Raw genomic sequence first — 23,973 nt, forward strand, 5'->3', positions numbered from 1 at the left:
AACGGGCCGGGAACCGACCGCCCCGGGCTCCGGGCCGGGCGCGGTTCCGGTCGGGGACCGGGGCCGCACCGGGAACGGTGCACCGGGGCGCGGGGGTTCAGCGGGATCTCAGCAGTGTGTCACCGGGGCGTCAACGCCCCTGGAGGCGCTTGACGTTGTCGCCGAAGCTCCAGCCCTTCGAGCCGTCCCAGTTGATCGACCAGGTCATGAGCCCCTTCAGCGAGCCGCTGAAGGCGTTCCACGACTGGCCGACCAGGCCCGGGTCCATGTAGCCGCCGCCCGCGCCGGGCTGGGCCGGCAGGCCGGGCACCTGCTTGTCGTAGGGCACCTTGACGGTGGTGCCCTGGATGGTCAGGCCGTTGTTCAGGCAGGTGGTCTGCGCGGTGAAGCCCTGGACGGTGCCGGCCTGGTAGGAGTCGCCGGAGCAGCCGTACATGCTGCCGTTGTAGTACTGCATGTTCAGCCACCACAGCCGGCCGTTGTCGGCGTACTTCTTGACGATCGGCAGGTAGGCGCCCCAGATCGAGCCGTAGTTGACGCTCCCGCCGGTGACGTACGCGGTCTCGGGGGCCATCGTCAGGCCGAAGCCGGCGGGCATCTGGGCCAGCACGCCGTCGATGATGCGGATCAGGTTGGCCTGGGAGGCGGACAGCGTGTTGATGTTGCCGCTGCCGGACAGGCCGGTCTCGATGTCGATGTCGATGCCGTCGAAGTTGTACTTCTTGAGGATCGGGACGACGGTCGCGACGAACTTGTCGGCGACGGTGCTGGAGCTCAGGTCGATGCCCGCGGCGGCGCCGCCGATCGACATCAGGATCGTCGCCCCGGCCGCCTTGGCCTGGCACATCTCGGCGGGGGTCGAGACCTTGACGTTGGTGTCCATGCCGTCCTGCCACAGCACGGTGCCGTCCGAGAGGATCACCGGGAAGGCGGCGTTGATGACGTTGTAGCCGTGCGCGGCCATCCGGCTGTCCGTGATGGGGACCCAGCCCATGCCGGGGTGGACGCCGTTGGAGGCGCCGTCCCAGTTCTCCCAGTACCCCTGGAGGACCTTGCCGGAGGGCTTGGGCTTCGTGGGGCAGGTGTCGCCCGGCGGGGTGGTGGTGGGCGGCGGCGTGGTCGGCGTGGTGCTGGTGGGAGGCGGGGTGGTCGGCGGGGTGCTGGTGGGCGGCGGGGTCGTGGGCGTGGTGGCGGTCGGCGAGGGGCTGCTGCCGCCGGGGCCGGTGAGCGACACGTCGTCCGCGTAGAACGCGGGCTGCCCGTACCACCCGTGCAGGTAGACGGTCACCGAGGTGGTGTTCGCCCCGGTGGTGAAGCCCACGCTGAGCTGGCCGTACGAGGCGCTGCTCGCCGTCCAGGTGGACGGGTCGCTGCCGCCGCCGGTGCCGGTGGCGCCCAGGTAGACGTAGCTGCCCTGGACGTAGGCGCTCAGCGTGTACTGGGAGTTGGGCTGCACGCTGATGGTCTGGCTGCACTGGGCGGTGTCCTGGCCGGTCGGCGTGGCCTGGAGCGCGGAGGCACCGGAGTGGACCGGGCTGCCGACGGCCGCGGCGGTGCCGCCGGAGCAGGTCCAGCCGGAGAGTCCGTTCTCGAAGCCGGGGTTGGCCACCAGGTTGGGGGTGGCGGCCCCGGCCGTGACGGTGGTGCCGGCCACGGCGAGGCCGGCCCCGATGACGGCGGCGGCGCTCACCCCGGCGAGGGAGCGGTGCAGGACGGTCGCCCCGGGCCGGGCGCGACCGGTCCGGTCCACCCGCGTCGCGCGCTCCACGGCCGCCCGCCGCGGCCGGGGAGTTCCGAGCGGCTCGCTCCCGCCCGACGGGCGCGGCGTGCGTGACCTCCGACGAAACATGCTGTGCTCCCTTTCCGCCGAGCGTCATGGACATGACCGACGCGTGGGGGCGTGACGCCCGGCTCTGGGTGAAGTGGGGGGGGATGTGCGGAGCAGTGCCCGACCGGATCGTAGGAGGGGCGGCAAGGCACGTCAATAGGTCTGGACCATTTGAGGTCTGGACCAATTTCCCCGCATGCTTCCGAACGTCATGACAGGGCGCCCGCACCGATCCGGGTCGGTGCGGGCGCCCTGGAGGCCGATCTCGGGCCGCGGCTGTGGCTCCGGTGAGGGGGCGTCAGACGGTCCGCGGGGCGGTCATCAGCGCCGTGATCTCCTCGGCGAGCTGCGGGCCGAGCTCGCCCCAGCCGTCCTTGTAGCCGTAGACCCCGGCCAGGGTGCGGGCCTCGTAGTCGCCGTTGAGGATCTCGACGTCGTCGGCGGTGATCAGCCCGGGGTGGGCGACGCCGACGGCCGACGAGACCTTCAGCAGCTCCTTGCGCAGGGTGCGCAGGTAGTTGGCGGTCCGGTCGGCCTTGGACGCCGGGTCGACGCCGCGGGCCAGCCACGGGTTCTGGGTGGCGATGCCGGTGGGGCACTTGTCGGTGTGGCACTTCTGCGCCTGGATGCAGCCGATCGACAGCATCGCCTCACGGGCCACGTTGATCATGTCGGCGCCGAGGGCGAAGGCCACCGCGGCGTTCTCGGGCAGCCCGAGCTTGCCCGAGCCGATGAAGGTCAGGTCGTCGGTCAGCCCCAGCTCGGCGAAGGTGCCGTAGACCCGGGAGAAGCCCATCCGGAACGGCAGCGACACCGAGTCGGCGAACATCCGCGGCGCCGCCCCGGTGCCGCCCTCGCCGCCGTCGATCGTCACGAAGTCGACCCCGCGGTCACCGCGCGCCATCAGGGTGGCCAGCTCCTGCCAGAAGCCCAGCTCCCCCACCGCGCTCTTCACCCCGACCGGCAGGCCGGTCTCGGCGGCGAGCAGCTCGACGAAGTCGAGCATCGAGTCGACGTCGCCGAACGCGGTGTGCCGCGACGGGGAGGCGCAGTCCTTGCCGACCGGGATGCCGCGGATCCCGGCGATCTCCGGGGTCACCTTCGCGCCCGGGAGCATCCCGCCCAGCCCGGGCTTGGCGCCCTGGGAGAGCTTGATCTCTATCGCCTTGACCGGGGCGCCGGCGACCACCTCCTTCAGCTTGTCCAGGTTGAAGCCGCCGTCCTCGTCGCGGCAGCCGAAGTACGCGGTGCCGAGCTGGAGGACGAGGTCACCGCCGTTGCGGTGGTGCGGGGAGAGGCCGCCCTCGCCCGTGTTGTGCATCGTGCCCGCCAGCGCGGCCCCCTTGTTGAGCGCCGTGATGGCCGCGCCGGAGAGCGAGCCGAAGCTCATCGCCGAGATGTTCACCACGCTCGCCGGCCGGAACGCCTTGGCGCGCCCGCGCGGCCCGCCCAGCACCTTGGCCGAGGGCAGCGGGGCCTGCGGGTCGTGGGCGTCGGGCAGCGTGCCGGCGAAGGTGCGCTGCTTCAGGTAGGCGTGGCCCTGGACGTGCTCGACGTCGACCTCGGTCCCGAACCCGAAGTAGTTGTTCTCCTCCTTCGCCGACGCGTAGATCCAGGTGCGCTGGTCACGGCTGAAGGGGCGCTCCTCCTCGTTGGAGGTCACGATGTACTGCCGCAGCTCCGGCCCGATCCGCTCCAGCAGGTACCGGGCGTGCCCGACCACCGGGAAGTTCCGGAGCAGCGCGTGCCTCTTCTGGACGAGGTCGCGGGCAGCCAGGATCGCCACCGCTGACGCGGCGACCGCGCCGATCTTCCGGGCTTGCATGGACGTTCCTCCTCGGTGTCGGACGGCGGGCACGCGGGCTCGCGGGCATCGGCGTCCGTCGAACAGTGCCAAATGATGTTAAGAGGCCCGGTCGACGGGTCGGCGGTCAGGGGCCGCACCGGGCGGCCCGGACACGCGGACGCTCCCGCCGTCGGGTTCGTGACGGCGGGAGCGGATCCCCGGGAGTGCTCGCCGGGTCAGTGGAAGCCGAGCGCGGAGGGGGTGACGGCCGGACCGTCGGCCCGCCGCGGATTCGCCGGCGCCGCGAGGGTCAGCGCCGCGAGCTCCGCCCCGGCCCGTTCGATCCGCCGCGGCAGGGTGTCGGTGCGGCTGTCGCCCGTACCGCCCCAGTCCTCGGAGGCCGCGAAGACGGCGGTCGGAGCGACGAGCGCGCGCTGGTAGGCGAAGAGCGGACGCAGCGCGTGCTCCAGGGCCAGCGAGTGGCGCGCGGTGCCGCCGGTCGCGCCGATCAGCACCGGCTTGCCCTCCAGGGCGCCGGGGTCGAGCAGGTCGAAGAACGACTTGAACAGTCCGCTGTAGGAGGCGGAGAAGATCGGGGACACGGCGATCAGCGCGTCGGCCGTGCTCACCTGCTCCAGCGCGTCGCCCAGGGACGGCGAGGGGAAGCCGGACAGCAGGTGGTGCGAGATGGGGGTGGCCAGCGGGCGCAACTCGTGTATCAGCACCCGGACTTCACGGCCCGAGCGGGCCAGCTCGGCGGAGGTGGCCTCGGTGAGGCGGTCCGCCAGCAGGCGGGTGGAGGAGGGCAGGCTGAGGCCGCCCGAGACCACGGCCAGCGTGATCGGCGAGGTCGGCGAGGTCGGTTCCATGGGGAAGAACTCCGTCCTGGTCAGGAGGTGGCGGGGGCGTCGTCCCCGGGCGTGGCGGGGGCGTCGTCCCGGAGCGTGGCGTGGGTGGGGGCGTCGGGAACGGTCGCGGGCCGGCCCTTGGCGAACTCCTCGCGCAGCACCGGCACGACCTCCTCGCCGAGGATGTCGAGCTGCTCCAGCACGGTCTTCAGCGGCAGGCCGGCGTGGTCCATCAGGAACAGCTGGCGCTGGTAGTCGCCGACGGCCTCGCGGAAGCCGAGGGTGCGCTCGATGACCTCCTGCGGGCTGCCCACGGTCAGCGGGGTCTGCTCGGTGAACTCCTCCAGCGAGGGCCCGTGGCCGTACACCGGCGCGTTGTCGAAGTACGGACGGAACTCGCGCACCGCGTCCTGGGAGTTCTTCCGCATGAACACCTGCCCGCCGAGGCCGACGATCGCCTGCTCCGGCGTGCCGTGGCCGTGGTGGGCGAAGCGCTCGCGGTAGAGCTCGACCATCTTCCGGGTGTGCTCCTGCGGCCAGAAGATGTTGTTGTGGAAGAAGCCGTCGCCGTAGTAGGCGGCCTGCTCGGCGATCTCGGGGCTGCGGATCGAGCCGTGCCAGACGAACGGCGGCACGCCGTCCAGCGGGCGCGGGGTGGCGGTGAAGCCCTGCAGCGGGCTGCGGAAGCGGCCCTCCCAGTCCACCACGTCCTCGCGCCACAGCCGGCGCAGCAGCGCGTAGTTCTCCACCGCGAGCGGGATGCCCTGGCGGATGTCCTGGCCGAACCACGGGTAGACCGGGCCGGTGTTCCCGCGCCCGAGCATCAGGTCGACGCGGCCGTCGGCGACGTGCTGCAGCATCGCGTAGTCCTCGGCGATCTTCACCGGGTCGTTGGTGGTGATCAGGGTGGTCGCGGTGGAGAGCACGATCCGCTCGGTCCTCGCGGCGATCCACCCGAGCATGGTCGTCGGCGAGGACGGGACGAACGGCGGGTTGTGGTGCTCGCCCATGGCGAAGACGTCCAGGCCCACCTCCTCGGCCTTGAGCGCGATGGCCAGGATCGCCTTGATGCGCTCTCGCTCGCTCGGTTCCCGGCCCGTGGTCGGGTCGACCGTCACGTCACCGACGCTGAATATCCCGAACTGCATGGGGTTTCGCCTATCCCTCGGCTGGTCGCGGCCCGGTCGGGCCGCCCATCGAAACCTAGGCAACCGACGACGGGCGGACGGACTTCGCAACGCATCGCCAGTTGCCCGGCAGCGCACTGCCGTCGGCGACGGGCCGGGGTGGCCGTGCTCGTGCGTTGTCGGAACAGTCCCGGGCGCGGAGCGAGCAGAACCTCCCGCCGACCGCGGGCTGGTGTCCTTGGCGTGACGCCCCGCCGATCCGGCCGGGCCGTGGACACGGGCCCGCTCCTGCCGCGCCGGGCGGGCGACGCCGGACGGGCTCGGGCCCTGGGTGGGGAACCACCCGGAGCCCGAGCCCGTCGGCATGCGTCAGAACGGCGGCATAACGGCGGCAGTTCGCTGCCGGCACGCCGGCAGCGAACCGTCCGAACGCCTCAGAGGCCGAAGCGCGCCCGGTGCGAGGCCGGGACGAGGTCGGCGTACTCGGGGTGCCTGATGATCCAGCCCCGGACGAAGGGGCAGTAGGGCAGGACGGCGAGCCCCTGCTCACGCGCCGCGTCCAGCGCCGCGCGCACCAGCACGCCGCCCAGGCCGCGTCCTTCGAACCGGGGGTCGATCTCGGTGTGGATGAAGGCGATCTCGCCGCCGGACCGGTGGTACTCGGCGAAACCGGCGAGCTCCCCGCCGTCACGGATCTCGAAGCGCGACTTCTCCGCGTCGTCGCTGACGGTCTGTCCCATGGTCTTCCTCCTGCTGGTCGCGGCATTGGCCGCCGCTGGAACGCGCGGCACCGGAGCGGACCTCCGGAGCCCCTCGGTGTCGGTCCTCAGGCTAGGAACGTGCCTGGCCGGGGCCTGTTCCGACGGTGCACCGGCTGCGGTCGGTCCGCGCACCGAACGGAAGCCGAACCTCCGCCGAGGGCGCTCGACGCCCTCGGCGGCGTCCCGTCCCGGCGACCGGTCAACCGCGCCCGCCGCCCTGTTCGTAGAGCGCCACCAGCACGCCGTGCACCGGCTCTCCCGGCGGGGCCTCGGCGGCCTCGTCCACCAGGGCCTGGAGGGCGGCGCCGAGGCGCGCGGCCTGGTCGGCGGTCAGCCGCAGGTGCCGCAGCACCAGCAGCGGTTCCTGCGGGGCCTTGGCGCACTCCTCGGCCACCGCCCCGAGCAGCGCGGTGGTCGGCCCGGCGTCCGCTCCGGCCACGGTGATCCGCCGGGCGGTGCGCTGGTAGAGGTGCTCGCTGCCGCCGCGCACCTTCCTGGTCTCCACGATGCGGACGACGCCGGCGTCCTGGAGCACCTTGAGGTGGTGCGCCACCGTGCCCTTGCGGCTGTCCAGCAGCGCCGCCAGCCGGCCGACGGTGACGGGTTCCCCGCCGAGTGCCAGCAGCAGCCGCTGGCGCAGCGGGTGGGAGAGCGCCTTGTACTGCCGCGGGCTCTCGATGGTGAGTTCCTGGTCCTGGGTCTGATCCTCCACCCGTAAAGCGTCCAATTTTCTTGACGCTTTCGCAAGCCGCGTGCTCTACTCGTGCCGACCTGATCGATCATCACCAGCGGGGGGCAACAGATGGCGGGGCTTCAGTCGGCCGAGATCACCGGGATCGTCACCGAGGTGAGCCGGCTCACCACCGAGCTCTACGTCTTCCCCGAGGTCGGCGAGCGGATCGCCGGGCGCCTCGCCGAGGCGCTGTCCCAGGGCCGCTACCACCGGGCCGAGGATCCCGAGACGCTCGGCCGGCTGGTCACCGAGGACCTCCGGTCGGTCAACGCCGACGGCCACCTGCGGCTGAAGTTCCACCCCCACCCGATCCCCGCGGACAAGGAGGACGGCGCCGTCCTCGCCGAGCTGACCAGGGCCGCCGACCTCTCGCTGGGCGGCGTGCCCCGGATCGAGCGCCTGGAGGGCGGGGTCGCCCTGCTGAAGCTCGCGCCGATCCTCTTCCCGCTCGACATGACCGGCGGATCGCTGGACGCCGCGCTCGCCCTGGTCGCGCGGGCCGAGGCCCTGATCCTGGACCTGCGCGAGTGCGTCGGCGGCCACCCGTACACGACCGCCCACATCTGCGGCCACCTCTTCGACGAGCCGACGCACCTCAACACCCTCTACGACCGCGAGGAGGACGCCGAGCAGCAGTTCTGGAGCCCCGCCCAGGTGCCCGGCCCGCGGTTCGGCGGCAGCAAGCCGCTCTACGTGCTGATCAGCGCGGCCACCTTCTCGGGCGGCGAGGAACTCGCGTACGACCTCCAGCAGCGCGGCCGCGCCGTGGTGGTCGGCGAGGTGTCCGGCGGCGGCGCCAACCCCCGCCGGGGCTTCACCCTCCACCCCCACCTGGAGGCCACCATCCCGACCGCCCGCTCGATCAACCCGGTCTCGGGCGGCAACTGGGAGGGCACCGGCGTGATCCCGGACACCGCGACGGACCCGGCCCTGGCCCACGAGGTGGCCCACCGCGCGGCGCTGGCCGAGGTGGCCCGGCTCGGCGGTGACACCCCGTCCGCCGAGGAGGCCCGGCGGGCGCTGGGCGGCCGGGCCGAGGACCGCCCCGCGCCGTCGGACGACCGGCTCTGACGCCCGGCGCCGCCGGCCCTCACCTCACCAGGGCCGGCGGTGCAGCGCCATGTGCACGGTGTCCACGACCTGGATCAGCGCGGCCCGGGTGGTGCCCGTGGGATGGACCCCGCCGACGAGCAGGAAGCCGTGCATCACCCCCTGGTAGCGCGTGGCCACCACCGGCACCCCGGCCGCTCGGAGCCTGGCCGCATAGGCCTCGCCCTCGTCCCGCAGCACGTCGGCCTCCGCGGTGACCACCAGGGCCGGCGGCAGCCCGGCGAGTTGCTCCAGCGACGCCCGCAGCGGCGCGGCCGTCGCCTCCGAGCGCCGGTCCCGCTCGGGCAGGTAGTCGTCCCAGAACCGGCGCATGTGCTCACGGTGCAGGAAGTAGCCGGTGGCGAACCGGCGGTAGGACGGGGTGTCGAAGTCGGCGTCGGTCACCGGATACAGCAACACCTGCTGGACCAGCGGAAGTTCACCGCGCTCCCGGGCCAGCAGCGTCAGCGCCGCCGCCAGATTGGCCCCCGCCGAGTCCCCGACGACGGCGATCCGCTCCCCCGCCAGCCCGATCTCATGACCGTGCTGGTGGATCCACCGGGCCACCGCGTAACACTGCTCGACGGCCACCGGGTAGCGCGCCTCCGGGGCCCGGGCGTAGTCCACGTACACGACGGCCGCGTCCGCACCCAGCGCGAACTCCCGCACCAGCCGGGCGTAGCAGTCGGCGTCACCGAGCGACCAGCCCAGGCCGGGCAGGAACAGCACCACCGGACTGGGCCGGGCGGCGCCGACGGGCCTGGTCACCTGGACGTGCACCCGCCCCGCGGATTCACAGGGCAGGGCGAGCCACTCCGACTCGATGCCCCACGGGTCGTCCTCGAACTCGTCCTCGTCCTCGAACTCGCCGTCGGCCGGCCACTCGTCCGACCAAGCGCTCGGCCAGCCATCCGGCCAACCGTCCGACCCGGCACCCGGCGCGAGGTCACAGGCGAGGAAGGAGAGGTCCGGCAGCTCCGTGGCGGACCGGCCGGCCCCGGCGTCCAGGAACTCCTGGAGCGCCCGGTCGAGCACCGGGCGCCGGTCAGGCTGCGGGGTGGGCTCGGACAACTCGTCGCTCCTGACCTGATCGAAGGGACGCGGCAAGGCGTTGCGCGCCCCGGCGTGGACTCGGTCCGAGCCGAGCGGAACGCCGGTCCGCCCGAGCCGGTGACACGCCACCGACCGTACTGCCGGGGCGTCGGCGCCGCTGGTCTGATCGTGCACGGATTCCGGCCGGGGCGAGCGGCGCGTCGACCGCCCCCACGACGAGCGCCTCAATGTCCATCGGGTGCGGTTTCCTCGATCGGGAGATCCGCCGACTGTACACGATCGGCTTTGCCGGCATCGTGGATGAGTTCCGCGACCGCGGTGGGCCGGGAGACGGCCACGCTGTGGGAGGCGTCGCGCAGTTCGAGGACGGTGGCACCGGCGCGCTCGGCCGTGAAGCGCTGGACGGCCGGCGGCAGCGCCCGGTCGGCGCCCGTCACCAGGGCCCACGAGGGCTTCGCGCGCCAGGCCGCCACCGTCGGCGCGTCGATCAACACCCGCTCGGCTACGGGGCGTTGGATCGCGGCCAGCACCTGAGCCAGCTCCGCGTCGAGGTCGGCGGCGACCAGCGGCCGGAAGCAGTCCGCGGGTACCGAGAGCTCCGTCGCCCGCTCGGTGCCGCCGGTGGTGAACTCCGTGTGCCGCAGCCGGGAGATCAGCGGCGAGGGGGCGAAACGGCGCGCGAGCGCGCAGTAGTTCTCCCCCACGTCGGGCAGGTAGGCGGCCACGTAGACCAGCGCGAGGACGTTGGGGGCGGCCCCGGCCTCGGTGATCACGGCGCCCCCGTAGGAGTGGCCGACCAGGACGACGGGGCCGTCGATGCCCGCGACGACGTCGGCCAGGTAGGCGGCGTCATGGGCGAGGCCCCGCAACGGGTTCGCGACGGCGAGGACCGTCAGTCCGCGGCGGTGGAGCTCGGCGACGACGCCGAACCAGGTACTGGCGTCGGAGCAACCGCCGTGGACGAGCACGACGGTGGGCCGGGTGGAGGGCATGGCGACCTTTCGACTGGCGCCGGACGGCCGGACGCGACAGGGCTGCGGGGGCGGGTTCAGGCCGGGTTGCGCCGGTCGGCGTGGGCGGCATGGGCCTGCCCCGCCGAGGAGATGGGCGGCGGCTCGTCGTGACGATTCTCGCCGCGCACCGGACCGGGTGACCACCGACCGACGTAGGGATTGCCCGACGAAGCTTCATCGCTCTGTAGCAAGGCCACCGGGACGGGTGCCCACGAAGCACGTTCCCGCTGCTCCGGGGGCCGTGCGTCCGCAGGCGTGCAGGATCCGCACAGCGGTGGGCGCTGACGGGCAAGTCCGTCGGCGCCGGGCCGCCTAGCGTTCCCGGGACAGGGAGCGAGGGGCTCTCCTGGGGCCGCCCGACGACGTCGACTCCCCCGTACCGTCGCGTCGTCGGGCGTCCGGTGGGCAGTGTGAGAGAGGACGAGCGAGTGGTGCGTCGATGACCGGGACCGACGGCGGACAACACGGCACCGCGAGCGGTTCGGCCTGGTCGCCGTTGCGCCGACGGGTCTTCCGTGACCTCTGGCTGGCCCAGTTCACCTCGAACGTGGGCAGCTGGATGCAGACCGTCGGGGCGCAGTGGCTGCTGGTCGGCCACGGCGCGGGCCAGGTCTCCCTGGTCCAGCTCGCCGCGGGCCTGCCGGTGCTCTTCCTCGCCCTGCCGGCCGGGGTCCTCGCGGATCTCGTGAACCGGCGCCGCCTGCTGCTGGCGATGCAGGCCGCCATGGCGCTGGTGGCCGCGGTGCTGACCGCGCTGGCCTTCGCGGGAGTGCTCGGGCCCTGGACGCTGCTGGCCCTCACCTTCCTCCTGGGCTGCGGGAACGCGCTCAACGGCCCGGCCTGGCAGGCGGTGCAGCCCTCGCTCGTCCCCCGGGAGGAGTTGCGCCAGGCCGCGGCCCTGGGGGCGGTGAACATGAACCTGGCGCGCGCCGTCGGCCCGGCCCTCGGCGGGATCCTCGTCGCCGCCCTCGGGGTCGGCTGGACCTTCGCCGTCAACGCCGCCTCCTTCCTCGCGATCCTGGTGGTGCTGGCCGGTTGGCGGCCCGGGGACCAGGAGCGGTCGCCGCGGCCGGGGCAGGAGCGCGAGCACCTGCTGGCGGCCATGCGCGCCGGCGGCCGGTACGTGCGCAGCGCACCGCGGATCCGCCGGATCCTGCTGCGCAGCGCCCTGTTCGTGCCCGGCGCCTCCGCCCTGTGGGCGCTGCTGCCGGTGTCCGCGCACGAGTCCCTCGGGCTCGGTGCGGCCGGGTACGGCGTGCTGCTGGGCGCCGTCGGGCTGGGAGCGGTCGCGGGAGCGGCGGTGCTGCCGGCGGTGTCCCGACGGATCGGCGGCAACGGCTCGCTGGCGCTCGCCGGGGCCGTCTTCGCGGGCGCGCTGGTGGCCCTGGCCGTCGGCGGCAGCGTGCCGGTGGCCTTCCTGGCCCTGGTCCTGGCCGGAGCGGCGTGGATCACCGCGCTGTCCACCCTGAACGCGAGCCTCCAGGTCGCCCTGCCGGCCTGGGTGCGGGCCCGCGCCTCCGCCTTCTACCTGCTCGTCTTCCAGGGCGGCAGCGCCCTCGGCTCGCTGGTCTGGGGGCAGGTGGCGCAGCACGCCGGCGTGTCGGTGGCGATGCTCCTGGCGGCGGTGACCCTCCTCGGCGGGGTGCTGACGCTGCGGCTGCTGCCGCTGCTCGGCGGCCAGAACGACCCGACGCTCTCGGAGGCCTGGCCCGAACCCCGGCTGGCCGTCGAGCCGGCGCCGCAGGACGGGCCGGTGCTGGTGACCGTGACGTACGAGGTGCGGGCGGAGCGGCGTCCGGCCTTCGCCGCGGCGATGCGGAAGGTGGAGGCCTCCCGGCGCCGGACCGGAGCGGTCACCTGGGGCCTGTACCGGGACGCCGCCCGGCCGGAGCGGTTCGTCGAGACGTTCACCGTGACGTCGTGGTCGGAGCACTGCGCCCAGCACCACGGGCGCTACACCGGCACCGACCGCGCCTTCGAGGCCGAAGCCCGCACGCTGCTCACCCGGGAGCCGACCGTCACCCACGCCACCATGGCGCGCTGACGGGCCTTCGCGGACGGCGGTGCCGCGGGCCCGCGAAGCGGCGGCCACGAACGGCGTACCCTCGGGAAGCTGCGAACGGCAGCAGGACGGGTGCGACGGGAGAGGGCGGACATGGCAGGGTCGGGCGGTCCGCTGTCCCGTAGTGGACTGCGCGGCCGGGAGGCCGAGCTCGAGGAGCTCCAGGCACTGATCACCTCGGTGGCCCGCACCGGGGGCGGAGGGCTGGCCCTGATCCAGGGGGAACCCGGCATCGGCAAGACCACGCTGCTCGCCGAGGCCGTCTCCCGGGCCGGGGCCGCGGGTTTCGCGGTCGGCCTGGGCAAGGCCGAGGAACTGCACCACGTCGTGCCGCTCTCGTCCCTGGCGGCCAGTCTCCTGCACGGCGACCGGCCGCTGTTGTCCGACGGCGCCTTCGTCGATCTGGCCCGCCGTCACGACCAGCGGATCTGGCTGGTGGAGCGCCTGGCGGAGGCCGTCGAGGCCCTGGCGGGCAGCGGGCCGGTGCTGATCGGCCTGGACGACGTGCAGTGGGCCGACGCGCTGAGCCGGTTCGCCCTGCAGCAGCTCCCGACCCGGCTGCGGACCTCGCCGGTGCTGTGGCTGCTGACCGCGCGACAGGAGCCCGCCGGCCCGGCGGAGGAGGTCGTCGCGGCGGCGACCGGCAACCTTCCGACGGTCACGGTGGCCCTGGGCCCGCTGTCCGGCGCGGCCATCGGCCAGCTGGCCGACGACGCCCTCGGAACGGCGGCCGACACCTTTGTACGGGACCTGCTCGGCGGCGCCGGCGGGAACCCGTTCCTGGCGGTCGAGCTGCTGGCGGGGCTGCGGACCGCCGACGCCGCGGAGCAGGCCGTGCCCTCCGGACTCGTGGCGGGCGTGCGCGGCAGGCTCGGCTCCCTGCGGCCCGACACGCTGCACTTCCTCCGGATGGGGGCGGTGCTGGGCCGCAGGTTCGGCTTCCAGGACGCCGCCGCGCTCTGCGGCCAGTCGGCCGCCGCACTTGTCCCGGCACTGGAGGAGGCCGTACGGGCCGGGCTCCTGGACGACGACGGCGACCACCTGGTGTTCCGGCACGACCTGCTGCGCCAGGCGGTCTACGCCGACGTCCCGCCGTCGGCCCGCAAGGCCCTGCACCGCGAGGCCGCGCGCCACCTGGTCGCCGCCGGCGGGCGGCCGGTCGACGCGGTGCCGCACATCCTCCGGGGAGCCGTACCCGGGGACGAGGAGGCCGTGGCGCTGCTGCGGCGGGCGGCCGAGGACGTGCTGCCGGTCACGCCGGGCCTCGCGGCCGACCTGATGACGCGTGCCCTCGAACTGGTGCCGTCGCCGGGGCCGCTGAAGTTCGCCGTGGGCGAGCAGGCGATCCTCACCCTGACCCGGGCCGGCCGGAACCGGGAGGCGCTGTCGGCGGGCGACCGGCTGCTGGCCGAGCGGCCGCCGCTGGCGACCTTCGGCCGGCTCCAGGCCGCCCTCGGCGGGACGCTGTGGTCCCTGGACCTCGCCGAGGAGTTGCGCCGCCGGACCGAGGCCGCGCTCACCACCGGCGGCTCCGCGCCGGAGATCTGTGCCAGGCTGGCCGCCCTGCGCGCGCTGGCCCTGTCCCGTGGCCGTGATCTCGTCGCGGCGCGTGAGGCCGGCGAGGCCGCGCTGCGCGCCGCCACCGCCGCCGGTGACCGGGAGGCCCACGTCCTGGCCCTGTCCGGGCTCGGCGAGATCGCGCTGAACGCCGGTGAGACGGCGCTCGGGCTGGAGCGCTTCGCCGCGCTGAGCGCCATCGACTCCGGCTTCCTCCCCGAGGAGATCGTCGCGCACCTGCACGCGGACGACTTCGCGGCGGCCGAACGCCTGCTCCTGGGGCCGGCGGACAAGGCCGTGGCGACGCGTCAGGCCATGCTGCTGTGGGCCCGTGGCCAGCACGACCTGGGGCTCGGCCGGCTCGACGACGCCGAGGCGGGCTTCGAGACCATGGAGCGCCTGGAGGACGAACTGCGGGTGCCCGTCCAGCAGGTGAACGGCCGGGTGATCCGCTCCCGGCTCGCCCTGCTGCGCGGCGACCGGGAGGCGGCGCGGGAGCACCTGGCCGCCGCGCGGGAACGCCTGGCGGTCAAGCCGAACCCGGGAAACACGGCCGCGGTGCGCTTCCTGGAGGCGGTGCACGCCGAGGCCGACGGGGACCTCGGGCTCGCCGTCGACCGGATCCGCCAGATCCAGCGGGAGGGGTTCTTCATGCGCTGGCGGCTGCTGCGGGACTGGGTCGACGCCGCGGTCCGGATGGCCCTGCGCGGCGGGGCGCCCGAACTCGCCGAGGACCTGGCCGCGCAGGCCGAGGCCCACGCCGGGCGCAACCCGTCGGTGCCGACCGCCACCGGCCTCGCGGCCCAGGCCCGCGGGCTGGTGGCGAACGACCCCGCCGTACTCGAACACGCCGTGGAGCTGCTCGCGGAGAGCCCCCGCCGGCTGGTCCGGGCCGCCGCGTACGCCGATCTCGGCCGGGCACTCCTGGCAGCCGGGCGGAAGGACCGCGCCACGGCGGCGCTGGCCCACGCCCGGGGCGCCTTCGCCGAGTCGGGCGCCCACGCCGCGGCCGAGGAGGTGCGACGCGCACTGGAGGGGCCGGAGGCCGGCCTGCGGAAGGCGGCCGCCGCGCCGCGCCCCGTCCAGGGGTGGGGGGCTCTGACGGCCTCGGAGCGGAAGGTCGCGCACCTCATCGCCCAGGGCCACACCAACCGGTCGGCCGCCGAGACGCTCGTCGTCTCCCCGCACACGGTCAACACCCACCTGACCGCCGTCTTCCGGAAACTGTCGATCAGCTCCCGGGTCCAGCTCGCCAACCTGGTCGCGTCGCTGCCCGAGGGCTGAGCGGGAGGGCCGTCGAGGAGGGTGGCGATCATGGCGGCGACAGCGACCTGTTTAATGGGCGTTCGAACGGAAGGGGCCGGCTGGACCGCGTTTGACGGCGCTCCTGGAGTCCGGTCCCTCCCGGCGACCGACCAGGTCACCCCGTCACTCGACAAAGGCACCAGCATGTTCTCACCGGCCCGCCCGCCGGCGCGGCGTACCGCCGCCCTCCTGACCGGAACCCTCCTCCTGGCGCTCTCCGCCACCGGGTGCGGCAGCGGTTCCGGCTCCGGCCCCGGTTCGGCCGGGGGCGAGGTCACCTCCATCACCGCGCTCGACTACTACACCGACGATGTCGAGCACGCCCAGTGGGGCGAGATGCTCGACGCCTGCGGCCGGAGCGTCGGTGTGAAGGTCGAGCAGACCAGCGTCCCCGGGGCGTCCCTCATCCCGAAGGTCCTCCAGCAGGCGTCGTCGCGGACCCTCCCCGACCTGCTGATGCTCGACAACCCCGACCTGCAGCAGATCGCCCGGACCGGCGCGCTGACCCCGCTGGACGCGTACGGCATCGACGCCGACGGCTTCGCCGAGGGCATCCGGTCCGCGGGCACCTACGAGGGCACGGTGTACGGGCTGGCCCCCAACGTCAGCACGGTCGCCCTGGTCTACAACAAGGACATGCTCGCCGAGGCCGGTGTCGCCGTCCCGAGGACCTGGGACGAGCTGAAGGCGGCGGCCGCCGCGCTGACCCGCCCCGGGCGCTACGGCATGGCGGTCGACGCGAACCCAACCTTCGAGGGCACCTGGCAGTTCCTGCCCTTCCTGTGGTCCAACGGCGGCGACGAGAAGCAGCTGGACACCCCCCAGGCCGCGCAGGCGCTCCGGTTGTGGGTGGACCTGGTGAACAGCGGGTCGATGTCGAAGTCCGTGCTGAACTGGACGCAGGCCGACGTCCACGACCAGTTCGTCGCCGGGAGGACCGCCATGATGATCAACGGACCGTGGCGGATCCCGGCCCTGAACCAGGACGCGAACCTGCACTGGGGAGTGGCCCCGGTGCCCGTGCCCCAGCTGGGGCAGACCCCGGTCACCCCGCTCGGCGGCGAGGTGTGGACGGTCCCGAAGGGCCCCTCCAAGGCCCGGCAGGAGAAGGCCGCCCAGGTCCTCGCCTGTCTGAACAGCCCGGCGAACATGCTCACCGCGGCCCGGCAGCACTTCACCGTACCCTCCCGCACCGCGGTGGCCGCCCAGTACACCGAGCAGACCCCGTCGATGGCCGCCTTCGTCGGGAGCGTGGAGGCGGCGCGGGCCCGTACCGGCGAACTCGGCGTCAGGTGGCCCCAGGCGGCGACCGGGATCTACACCGCGATCCAGTCCGCGCTGACGGGCGAGCAGACCCCGGAGGAAGCCCTCAGGCATGCGCAGCGGCTCGCGACCGAGAACTGACCCGGTCCCACCGCGGCGCCGGGAGCGGTCGGCGCGGTGGATGTTCCTCGCGCCGGCCGCGGCGTACCTGCTGCTGTTCTTCGGCTACCCGCTCGCCGAGAACGTCGTGACGAGCTTCCGGCACCACACCGTCACGACCTTCTACACCGGTGAGGCACCGTTCGTGGGGCTGCGGAACTACGCGGCGGTCCTCTCCTCGGAGCGGTTCCCCACCACCCTGCTGACCACGGTCCTGTTCACCGCCGGCTCGGTCCTGGGGCAGTTCGCCGTCGGTCTGGCCTTCGCCCTGTTCTTCCGGCGGCGCTTCCCGCTGGGTGGCCTGCTGCGCTCGCTCCTGCTGCTGCCGTGGCTGCTGCCGCTGGTCGTCTCCGGGACGACGTGGCGGTGGATGCTCGACCCCGACAGCGGGGTGATCAACGCGGTACTGCGCGGCCTCCACCTCTCGTCCTCCGGCGTCCCCTGGCTCACCGGCACCTCGCAGGCGCTGCTGGCGGTGGTCCTCGTCAACATCTGGGTCGGAATCCCCTTCAACACCGCGATCCTGTACGGCGGTCTGCAGGACATCCCCACGCAGGTGTACGAGGCGGCGGCGCTGGACGGCGCCGGCCGCCTGGCGACGTTCCGCCACATCACCTGGCCGCTGCTGCGGCCCGTGGTCAGCGTGGTGCTGGTGCTGGGCGTGGTCTACACGCTCAAGGTGCTGGACATCATCCTCGTGGTGACGGGCGGTGGGCCGGCCGAGGCCACGGAGACCCTCGCCACCCAGTCCTACGAACTGTCCTTCCGGCAGTACGACTTCGGGCGCGGTGCCGCGATGGGCAATCTGCTCGTCGTCCTGTCGCTGGTGTCCGCCCTCGCCTACCTGCGCGCCGACCGGCGTGCCCGCGCCGCCTGGGAGGCGAGCCCGTGAAACGCGCCCCCCGCCGCCGCGGCCCGCTCTCCACCGCCGTCGGGATCGCCCTGCTCGCGCTGATGCTGTTCCCCGTCTACTGGATGGTCAACGCCTCCCTCCAGCCCGCGGGCAACACCCTGCGGGGAGGGTGGTTCCCGCTCCACCCGGACCTCGGCGGCTACGCCACCGCGCTGCGCGACCAGGGGCGCAACCTCGTCACCAGTCTCGTCGTGGCCCTCGGCAGCGCGGCGTTCAGCCTCACCCTCGCCGCCCCGGCGGCGTACGCGCTGACGCGGCTGCGGCCGCGCGGCACCGACCTCGTACTGCTGGGCGTCCTGGTCACCCAGATGGTGCCGGGCATCGTCGTGGCCGACGCGCTCTACGGCGCGTACAGCGACCTGGGGCTCCTGAACTCCCACCTCGGGCTGGTCCTCGCCGACTCCACCGCGGGAGTCCCGTTCGCGATCGTCATCCTGCGGGCGTCCATGCGGACCATCCCCCGGGAGATCGTCGACGCCGCGCGCGTGGACGGCGCCGGCAGCCTGCGGATCCTCCGCTCCGTGGTGCTCCCGCTGAGCACCAACGCGTTGGTCACGGCCGCGGTGTTCACCTTCCTCTTCGCCTGGAGCGACTTCCTCTTCGCCCTCACCCTGACCACCACGGAGACGGTCCGGCCGATCACGCTGGGCGTGTACCAGTACATCGGCGCCCACACCACCCAGTGGAACGCCGTCATGGCCACCGCCGTCCTGGCGTCCGTGCCCGCCGCCGTCCTGCTGGTCGTCGCCCAGCGCCACGTCACCACCGCCGCGACCGACGGAGCCCTCAAGTGAGGCACGTGAGGACGGCTCCTCCCTGATCTCACGTGTTCACGCGATGCCCCGCCGCGGGCCGACCGGCAGGCTGTCCCGGAATCCCCGAACCGGGGCGACCGAGCTGAGAGGAACCCGGTGCCCGCGTCTCTCTCCACCGCACCGCTCTCCGCCTCCGACCGGGCGGAGGCGTGGCACGACGCGATGTGCCACACCTTCGTGCCGCTGGAGGTGGACCTCCTGGAGGAGGTGCCGTCGCCCGGGGAGATCGCCGGCCGCCCGCTCGGCCCGATGCGGATCTCGAGGGTCCAGGCGGGGCCCCAGACCTTGACCCGCAACCGGCGCCTGCTCACCGACGACGACTCGCCGACGCTCATCCTCAGCGTTCAGGAGCGGGGCACCTCGCTCAAGGAGCAGGACGGCAGGGAGACGTTCATCCGGCCCGGCGAGTTCTCCTTCACCGACACCTCCCGGGTGTTCCGCAAGAGGATCGACGAGGACTTCACCTTCACCTCCTTCCACTTCCCCCGCGCGGAACTCCACGTGCGGGAGGAGGACCTGCGGGCGCTCACCGCGACGGCGTTCAGCGGCACCGAGGGCAGCGCCGCGCTGCTGGCGACCTACCTCCGGCAGATGGCGCGCCAGGCGGCCGGGCTGGACGAGGCCCTCGGGCGCCGCGCCGCCGCCACGGCGCTCGACCTGCTGGCCCTGCTCGTCGACGACCGGGCCGGGCGCACCCGGCCACAGGACTCGCAGAGCGCGGCCTCGCTGGAGCGGGTCAAGGACCACATCCTGCGCAACCTGCGCGACCCGGACCTCTCCCGGCCACCATCGCGGAGGCGAACTTCATGTCGGTCCGCTTCCTCCACAAGCTGTTCCAGCAGGACGGCCTCACGGTAGGCGGGTGGATCAGGACCCAGCGGCTGAAGCGATGCAGCCGGGACCTGCTGCGCCCGATGGCCGCGGAGCTCGGCGTGGCGGGCATCGCCCGCCGCTGGGGCTTCGCCAACTCCAGCCACTTCAGCCGCGCCTTCCGCACGGCCTACGGCATGTCACCGAGGGACTGGCAGACGGACGGCAAGCCGACGGGCTGACGCCCCCGCGGTCACCGAACACGCGTCCGAGGAATGGCCGAGCCGGACCGTTCCGACGCGAACCACACCGCCGCGACGGATTTCCGCAGGCGGAAAGTTCGTGCGTGAAACGTGATAAAAGCAGCGGGATCCAGCATGGTCATGCACACGATCGCGCCGTTTTCCACACGCTGAGCGGACGCGCCCCGCACCCGGGTGAAGATCGACCAAGAACGAGTTCGTCACGGTGTTCCCGCGGACATCCGGCTCCGGTGCCACGGAGGCCGAATCCCGGCGGGTGGCGCGAGCCCCGACCGGCACCGCGGGACGAACAACCGAAGGGGTTGGTCGACACATGCTCTTGGAGCGCGACGAGGTGCTTGACATGGCCGCGGCAGCAGCGGCATCGGCCCGAGCGGGCAGCGGCCGCTGGGTCCTGCTCTCGGCGCCGGTGGCCGGCAGAGGGCGGAGCACCGCGTTGGAGGCGATCGTCCGGCAGCAGGCCGACGGCGACACCATGCGGATCGGACGCGCGCGCGGCGTACCGGAGGAGACGGCGTTCCCGTTCGGGCTCGTCCGGCAGCTGTTCCCGGACGACGAGGCCGTTCCCTTCTCCGCCCTGGCCGGACCGGACGAACAGCGGCTGTTCCACGGGCTGGTGACGCGACTGGCCCGGTCCGCCGCCGAACGGCCCGCCCTGCTCGCGGTGGACGACCTCCACCTCGCCGACGAGCAGTCCCGGCGCTGGATCGGCTACCTCGCCCGGCGCCTCGCCGACATCCCCGTCCTGCTGGTGCTCACCGAGTGCGCCGACCCGTCGGGCCCGGCGCCCTTCCCGCCCGCCACGGGCGTGTCCGTCGCCCTCCCCGCCCTCAGCGTGTCCGCCGTCGTCCGCCTCGCCCGGGCCGCCGGACTGGACCAGCAGTCCACCGTGACCTGCGTCGAGGCCGGCGCCGGCAACCCGACCCTGGTACGGGCGCTCGTCGCCGACCTCGCCGACGGGCCGCTCCCCCTCCTGCCGTCCGCCCGCCCGCGCGGCCGCTACCGCGACGCGATCGCCGACTGGCTGCGGCGGGAAGCCGATCCGTGCCTGCGCCACACCTGCATCGCCGTCGCCGTCGCGGCCGAGGGCGGGACGCCCGCCGACCCCGCCCTGCTCCACCGGCTCGCCGGCCTCTGCCCGTCCGGGCGGCCCCCGGGCGAGCGGTCGGTGCGCCGGCTGAGCCGGCTGCTGAGCCACCCCTTCGCCCGGGAGGCCGTGCTGGCCGCCGCCGAGCCGCAGGAGGTCGCCGCGCTGCACACCCGGATCGCGGAACTGCTCGACGAGAACGGCGCGCCCGCGACCGCCGTCGCCTCCCGGCTCCTGCACCTGGACCGGCCCGGCGAGCCGTGGATGACCCGCACCCTGGCCGAGGCCGCCGAGGAGGCACTGCGCGCCGGCCGGCCCGCGGAGTCCGCCGGGTACCTGCGCCACGCCCTGAGCGGCCCGCTCGACCCGCAACGGCGCGCCGCCCTCGCCCTGCGCCTCGGCGCCCTGGAGCTGCCGAACAACGCGACCGCGGCCATCCGCCGGCTCCACACCGGCCTGGACCTGCACACCTGCCACCGGGAACGGGCGACCGCGGCGACCGCGCTCAGCGCGGCCCTGGTCGCGGGCCGGGATCCCGACACCGCGCTACGGGTCCTGCGCCAAGCCAGTCTCGTCGCCGACGGCGACGAGCTCGTCCAGGTGCTGCAGACCCTCGGCGCGCTCGTCTCCTCGCACGACAACGACGCCTGGCGCGGCGCCGTCGCCGGTCTGCGCGCGCTCGCCCCGACCGCACCCCCCGCCATCGAGCCGCTGGTGTGCGGGCTGATCACCGAGTACGAGGCCGGGGCCGGCCTCTGCTCGGCGGCCGAGGCGCTCGCCCGGGTCCGGCCGCGCCTGGCGGCCCCGGTGGACCCGCGGCTGCGGACCGCCTGGCTCGGCAGCGCCGCCACCCTGCTGCAGTGGGCGGACTGCCTGGAGGAGGCCCGCAAGCTGGCCGCCCTGTGCCTGCCCGTCCCGCCCGTCCCCCCGGACCTCACGGACGTGGGACTGCAGTGCCTGCTCAGCGTCCGGGCCGAGGCGGCACTCTGGGCGGGCGAGTTCGACCGCGTCATCGCCGAGAACGCCCCGCTGGTGGAGGCGACCGCCGGACAGGGCGTCCGGCTGCCGCACCTGGCGGCCATGGTGGCGACCGCCCGGCGCGAGACCGGTCGGCGCGCCGAGGCGTGGGAGGCGGTGGCCCTGGTCGGCCCGTCCGGCAGCGACAGCTCCTGGGAGTGGAACGAACTCGGCTACACCCGGGCCCTGTTGCACGCGGCGGACGGCGACTGGCAGGCGGCCCTCGACGACTACCTGGCCTGCGGAGCCGGCCAGAGCGCCCATGACTTCGTCAGCCCGGTCGCCACGCCGTGGCGCTCCGGGGCGGCACTGGCCCTGGTGCGGCTCGGCCGGCGGGAGGAGGCCCGCGAACTCGCCGAGGAGGAACTTCGCCACGCCCGGACCTGGGGCACGCCCCGCACCGTCGGCCGGGCGCTGCGGGCGTACGCCGCGGCCGTGGGCGGCAAGCTGGCCCTGGGCTCGCTGACCGAGGGCGCCGAACTGCTCAGGACGAGTCCCGCGCCGGTGGAACTCGCCGAAACCCTGGTCGACCTCGGCCGGGCCCACCTGGAAGCGGGCAACGGCCGCAAGGGCCGCGACACCCTGCGCGAGGCGCACACCGTGGCCCAGCGGCTGGCCGGACCCGTACGGGTGCCCGGCGACCCGGCCGGCGGACCGGGCGCCGACGGCCGTCCCGCCGGCCGCCTCCTCGACCTGACGGAGCAGGCACTGCGCGGCGGCGGAGTGCGGAACAGGAACGGCGGGCACACGCTGACCTCCGCCGAACGGCGGGTGGCCGAACTGGCGGCGGCGGGGCACACCAACGCCCAGATCTCCTCCGCGCTGTGCCTCACCCGCCGCACCGTGGAGACCCACCTCACCAACGCCTACCGGAAGCTGCGGATCGCCCGGCGCACCCAACTCGTGGCAGCGCTCTAGCCAGGACGCGCGCCGCCCTCGCCCGGGGTGCGGAGCACCCGGCCCGGACGAGGGCGGCACCGGTTCGATCCGGCGTGATCAGGCCTTGGACAGGGTGAAGGAGACCGCGGCGTTGTCACCGCTGCCGCCCTGCCAGGTGCACTTGTAGCCGGACGGCGCGTCGCAGCTGTAGCCGTTGCCGCCCCAGTAGGGGTTGTTCCAGTGCACCGTGACACCGTTCTGCTCGCCGACCACGTTGAAGGTGACCGTGCCCTCCGTGCCGGTCATGAAGCCCTCCGACTCACTCGCCCACTTCGCGGTGACACCGGACTGGACCATGGAGGGCGGCATCATGCCGTCGGACCAGATCCCCCACTGCAGGCTCGCGCCGGAACGGGTGAGCAGCTTCCCCGAGTTGTTGGTCAGGTTGACGCTCGTGCTCCGGGAGGCGCTCATCAGGGCGGGCGCCGCGGCGGCCTTGGACTTCTTCCCGATGCTGAACGTGGTGGAGGCGTTGTCCCCGCTGCCGCCGCTCCTGGAACAGGTGTAGCCGTCCGGGACGTCGCAGCTGTAGCCGTTGCTGCCCCAGTAGGGGTTGTTCCAGTGCAGCTTGACCTCGCCGCCGTCGGCGAGGGTGTAGGTGATGCTCCCCTCCGTCCCGGTCGCGAACCCGCAGGACTCGCTCTGCCAGCTGGCCGACTTGCCGTTGGGGATGTAGTCGGACGGCAGCATGTCGTTCGTCCAGCAGCCGTGGTCGAGCTTCTCCCACGTCTTGGTCAGGCCGGACCCGGTGCTGTTGGACAGCGTGACCTTCGTGGAACGATCCGCGGCGAGCAGCGGCACGCCCGCCGACGGGCTCCCGGCGGCCGGGCCCTGCTCCGCGGACGCCTGCGGCCCGGTGGCCTGTCCGGCGGCGGCCTGCGCGGACGGGGCGAGGGCGACCGCTCCGGCCGCCATCAGCACGGCGGTGAGCGCTCCTGCGGCCGTACGGCCCAGACCGGTCATGGAGGTCATGCGCATGGGTCTACCAACTCTCTTCGAGGCTGGGCGAACGGACGTGTGTCACGCTCGCCTTGTTCGCATCGGCGGGCGGCGCGGCTCGGTGCCGGCGCCGGGGGCTCACTGGATGTAGAGCTCCCACCTCGGCGCGTTGTCGGCGTAGGTCTGCTCGATCTTCATCATCACGGCGCTCCCCATGCCGTACAGCACCCAGTACGCCACCTCCGCGGCGAGGTGCGAGTCGTACCGGCCGACCCAGCGCCAGATGTCGATCGCGAGCGCCGACGCGCCTTCCTGGGCGACGGGCGTGACGGCCGCGGGCGCCGCGGCCGGTGCCTGGGCGGGGGAGGCCGCGGCCGCGTAGGCCTGGGCCGTACCGCCGACGAGGACCGCGGCGGCGAGCACGGCGCAGAGCGAGGCCGCACGGATTCGCCTGTTCATGACAATTTCCTTCCTGGAGTTCCCCGCGAACGGCCGGTCCCCTGTGACGGATCCGCCCGGCCCGGTCGCGGGCTGCGGTGGCAGTCACAGACTGGCACGCGGCCACCACGCCCGGGCATCGTGGAAAACCGCGAACTTGGCCCGCCC

The 23,973-nt window shown here is 73.8% G+C and carries 19 protein-coding genes and 1 pseudogene; 9 read left to right on the forward strand and 11 right to left on the reverse strand.

The genetic code is table 11. The annotated features are described in order from the left end of the window. Nucleotides 1-130: 130 nt before the first annotated feature. The 7 genes and pseudogenes from ACGF13_RS32350 to ACGF13_RS32380 all read right to left on the reverse strand — a co-directional run bounded on the left by ACGF13_RS32350 (nucleotide 131) and on the right by ACGF13_RS32380 (nucleotide 7,062). On the reverse strand, nucleotides 131-1,234 hold the full coding sequence (locus ACGF13_RS32350; RefSeq protein ID WP_392882266.1) for a chitinase: 1,104 nt from the start codon (nucleotides 1,232-1,234) through the stop codon (nucleotides 131-133). Between the two features lie 42 nt (nucleotides 1,235-1,276). After that, nucleotides 1,277-1,849, reverse strand: a pseudogene (locus tag ACGF13_RS32355) (carbohydrate binding domain-containing protein); the annotation flags it as partial. A 277-nt stretch (nucleotides 1,850-2,126) separates the two neighbouring features. Beyond that, nucleotides 2,127-3,653, reverse strand: a complete 1,527-nt coding sequence (locus ACGF13_RS32360) for an FMN-binding glutamate synthase family protein (protein WP_392882068.1) — start codon at nucleotides 3,651-3,653, stop codon at nucleotides 2,127-2,129. A 197-nt stretch (nucleotides 3,654-3,850) separates the two neighbouring features. Next, nucleotides 3,851-4,483, reverse strand: a complete 633-nt coding sequence (locus ACGF13_RS32365) for a CE1759 family FMN reductase (protein WP_392882070.1) — start codon at nucleotides 4,481-4,483, stop codon at nucleotides 3,851-3,853. A 20-nt stretch (nucleotides 4,484-4,503) separates the two neighbouring features. Next, the gene (locus ACGF13_RS32370) at nucleotides 4,504-5,610 is read right to left on the reverse strand and encodes an LLM class flavin-dependent oxidoreductase (protein WP_392882073.1); all 1,107 of its coding nucleotides are present in this window, start codon (nucleotides 5,608-5,610) and stop codon (nucleotides 4,504-4,506) included. A 413-nt stretch (nucleotides 5,611-6,023) separates the two neighbouring features. Beyond that, complete coding sequence (locus ACGF13_RS32375; RefSeq protein WP_392882075.1) at nucleotides 6,024-6,329, reverse strand: GNAT family N-acetyltransferase; 306 nt, start codon at nucleotides 6,327-6,329, stop codon at nucleotides 6,024-6,026. A 220-nt stretch (nucleotides 6,330-6,549) separates the two neighbouring features. Then, nucleotides 6,550-7,062 (reverse strand): ArsR/SmtB family transcription factor, encoded by a 513-nt coding sequence (locus tag ACGF13_RS32380; RefSeq protein ID WP_392882076.1) that lies wholly within the window; start codon nucleotides 7,060-7,062, stop codon nucleotides 6,550-6,552. 90 nt (nucleotides 7,063-7,152) lie between these two features. Between ACGF13_RS32380 and ACGF13_RS32385 the strand changes: the two genes are divergently transcribed. Beyond that, nucleotides 7,153-8,154 (forward strand): S41 family peptidase, encoded by a 1,002-nt coding sequence (locus ACGF13_RS32385; protein ID WP_392882079.1) that lies wholly within the window; start codon nucleotides 7,153-7,155, stop codon nucleotides 8,152-8,154. Between the two features lie 24 nt (nucleotides 8,155-8,178). Here ACGF13_RS32385 and ACGF13_RS32390 read toward each other — a convergent pair whose 3' ends face one another. Together ACGF13_RS32390 and ACGF13_RS32395 are read right to left on the reverse strand one after the other, a co-directional pair. Further along, nucleotides 8,179-9,243, reverse strand: coding sequence for an alpha/beta hydrolase (locus ACGF13_RS32390; protein ID WP_392882082.1), 1,065 nt, complete (start codon nucleotides 9,241-9,243; stop codon nucleotides 8,179-8,181). 206 nt (nucleotides 9,244-9,449) lie between these two features. Further along, on the reverse strand, nucleotides 9,450-10,217 hold the full coding sequence (locus ACGF13_RS32395) for an alpha/beta fold hydrolase (RefSeq protein ID WP_392882084.1): 768 nt from the start codon (nucleotides 10,215-10,217) through the stop codon (nucleotides 9,450-9,452). A 460-nt stretch (nucleotides 10,218-10,677) separates the two neighbouring features. Here ACGF13_RS32395 and ACGF13_RS32400 point away from each other — a divergent pair, with 460 nt between their 5' ends. From ACGF13_RS32400 to ACGF13_RS32435, 8 genes are all read left to right on the forward strand, one after another. Further along, nucleotides 10,678-12,282 carry an MFS transporter gene (locus ACGF13_RS32400; protein WP_392882086.1) on the forward strand — a complete coding sequence of 535 codons (1,605 nt, stop codon included), beginning with the start codon at nucleotides 10,678-10,680 and terminating at the stop codon, nucleotides 12,280-12,282. A 111-nt stretch (nucleotides 12,283-12,393) separates the two neighbouring features. Continuing rightward, nucleotides 12,394-15,141 (forward strand): AAA family ATPase, encoded by a 2,748-nt coding sequence (locus ACGF13_RS32405; protein WP_392882089.1) that lies wholly within the window; start codon nucleotides 12,394-12,396, stop codon nucleotides 15,139-15,141. A 165-nt stretch (nucleotides 15,142-15,306) separates the two neighbouring features. After that, a complete protein-coding gene (locus ACGF13_RS32410; RefSeq protein ID WP_392882091.1) occupies nucleotides 15,307-16,566 on the forward strand; it encodes an ABC transporter substrate-binding protein in 1,260 nt (419 codons plus the stop codon). Then, on the forward strand, nucleotides 16,538-17,476 hold the full coding sequence (locus ACGF13_RS32415; protein WP_392882093.1) for a carbohydrate ABC transporter permease: 939 nt from the start codon (nucleotides 16,538-16,540) through the stop codon (nucleotides 17,474-17,476). Before ACGF13_RS32410 ends, ACGF13_RS32415 begins: the two co-directional genes overlap by 29 nt. Then, the gene (locus ACGF13_RS32420) at nucleotides 17,473-18,291 is read left to right on the forward strand and encodes a carbohydrate ABC transporter permease (RefSeq protein WP_392882095.1); all 819 of its coding nucleotides are present in this window, start codon (nucleotides 17,473-17,475) and stop codon (nucleotides 18,289-18,291) included. Before ACGF13_RS32415 ends, ACGF13_RS32420 begins: the two co-directional genes overlap by 4 nt. 117 nt (nucleotides 18,292-18,408) lie before the next feature. Then, on the forward strand, nucleotides 18,409-19,170 hold the full coding sequence (locus ACGF13_RS32425; RefSeq protein WP_392882098.1) for a hypothetical protein: 762 nt from the start codon (nucleotides 18,409-18,411) through the stop codon (nucleotides 19,168-19,170). Continuing rightward, nucleotides 19,119-19,364, forward strand: a complete 246-nt coding sequence (locus tag ACGF13_RS32430; RefSeq protein ID WP_392882101.1) for a helix-turn-helix domain-containing protein — start codon at nucleotides 19,119-19,121, stop codon at nucleotides 19,362-19,364. Before ACGF13_RS32425 ends, ACGF13_RS32430 begins: the two co-directional genes overlap by 52 nt. A gap of 334 nt (nucleotides 19,365-19,698) precedes the next feature. Continuing rightward, a complete protein-coding gene (locus tag ACGF13_RS32435; RefSeq protein ID WP_392882103.1) occupies nucleotides 19,699-22,407 on the forward strand; it encodes a LuxR C-terminal-related transcriptional regulator in 2,709 nt (902 codons plus the stop codon). 78 nt (nucleotides 22,408-22,485) lie between these two features. Here the strand turns inward: ACGF13_RS32435 and ACGF13_RS32440 are convergent, their stop codons facing one another. Further along, complete coding sequence (locus ACGF13_RS32440) at nucleotides 22,486-23,400, reverse strand: Crystal protein ET79 (protein ID WP_392882105.1); 915 nt, start codon at nucleotides 23,398-23,400, stop codon at nucleotides 22,486-22,488. 105 nt (nucleotides 23,401-23,505) lie between these two features. After that, complete coding sequence (locus ACGF13_RS32445; RefSeq protein WP_392882108.1) at nucleotides 23,506-23,826, reverse strand: hypothetical protein; 321 nt, start codon at nucleotides 23,824-23,826, stop codon at nucleotides 23,506-23,508. Between the last annotated feature and the right edge of the window lie 147 nt (nucleotides 23,827-23,973).

Source organism: Kitasatospora sp. NPDC048286, from assembly GCF_043201735.1.
Lineage (GTDB): Bacteria > Actinomycetota > Actinomycetes > Streptomycetales > Streptomycetaceae > Kitasatospora.

Bases quoted from the DNA above. Each gene is read 5' to 3' on its own strand.
- ACGF13_RS32430 (WP_392882101.1), top strand. From the start codon at position 19,119: ATGTCGGTCCGCTTCCTCCACAAGCTGTTCCAGCAGGACGGCCTCACG.
- ACGF13_RS32395 (WP_392882084.1), bottom strand. From the start codon at position 10,217: ATGCCCTCCACCCGGCCCACCGTCGTGCTCGTCCACGGCGGTTGCTCC.
- ACGF13_RS32435 (WP_392882103.1), top strand. From the start codon at position 19,699: ATGCTCTTGGAGCGCGACGAGGTGCTTGACATGGCCGCGGCAGCAGCG.
- ACGF13_RS32385 (WP_392882079.1), top strand. From the start codon at position 7,153: ATGGCGGGGCTTCAGTCGGCCGAGATCACCGGGATCGTCACCGAGGTG.
- ACGF13_RS32445 (WP_392882108.1), bottom strand. From the start codon at position 23,826: ATGAACAGGCGAATCCGTGCGGCCTCGCTCTGCGCCGTGCTCGCCGCC.
- ACGF13_RS32370 (WP_392882073.1), bottom strand. From the start codon at position 5,610: ATGCAGTTCGGGATATTCAGCGTCGGTGACGTGACGGTCGACCCGACC.
- ACGF13_RS32415 (WP_392882093.1), top strand. From the start codon at position 16,538: ATGCGCAGCGGCTCGCGACCGAGAACTGACCCGGTCCCACCGCGGCGC.
- ACGF13_RS32410 (WP_392882091.1), top strand. From the start codon at position 15,307: ATGTTCTCACCGGCCCGCCCGCCGGCGCGGCGTACCGCCGCCCTCCTG.
- ACGF13_RS32365 (WP_392882070.1), bottom strand. From the start codon at position 4,483: ATGGAACCGACCTCGCCGACCTCGCCGATCACGCTGGCCGTGGTCTCG.
- ACGF13_RS32405 (WP_392882089.1), top strand. From the start codon at position 12,394: ATGGCAGGGTCGGGCGGTCCGCTGTCCCGTAGTGGACTGCGCGGCCGG.
- ACGF13_RS32440 (WP_392882105.1), bottom strand. From the start codon at position 23,400: ATGACCTCCATGACCGGTCTGGGCCGTACGGCCGCAGGAGCGCTCACC.
- ACGF13_RS32400 (WP_392882086.1), top strand. From the start codon at position 10,678: ATGACCGGGACCGACGGCGGACAACACGGCACCGCGAGCGGTTCGGCC.
- ACGF13_RS32360 (WP_392882068.1), bottom strand. From the start codon at position 3,653: ATGCAAGCCCGGAAGATCGGCGCGGTCGCCGCGTCAGCGGTGGCGATC.
- ACGF13_RS32375 (WP_392882075.1), bottom strand. From the start codon at position 6,329: ATGGGACAGACCGTCAGCGACGACGCGGAGAAGTCGCGCTTCGAGATC.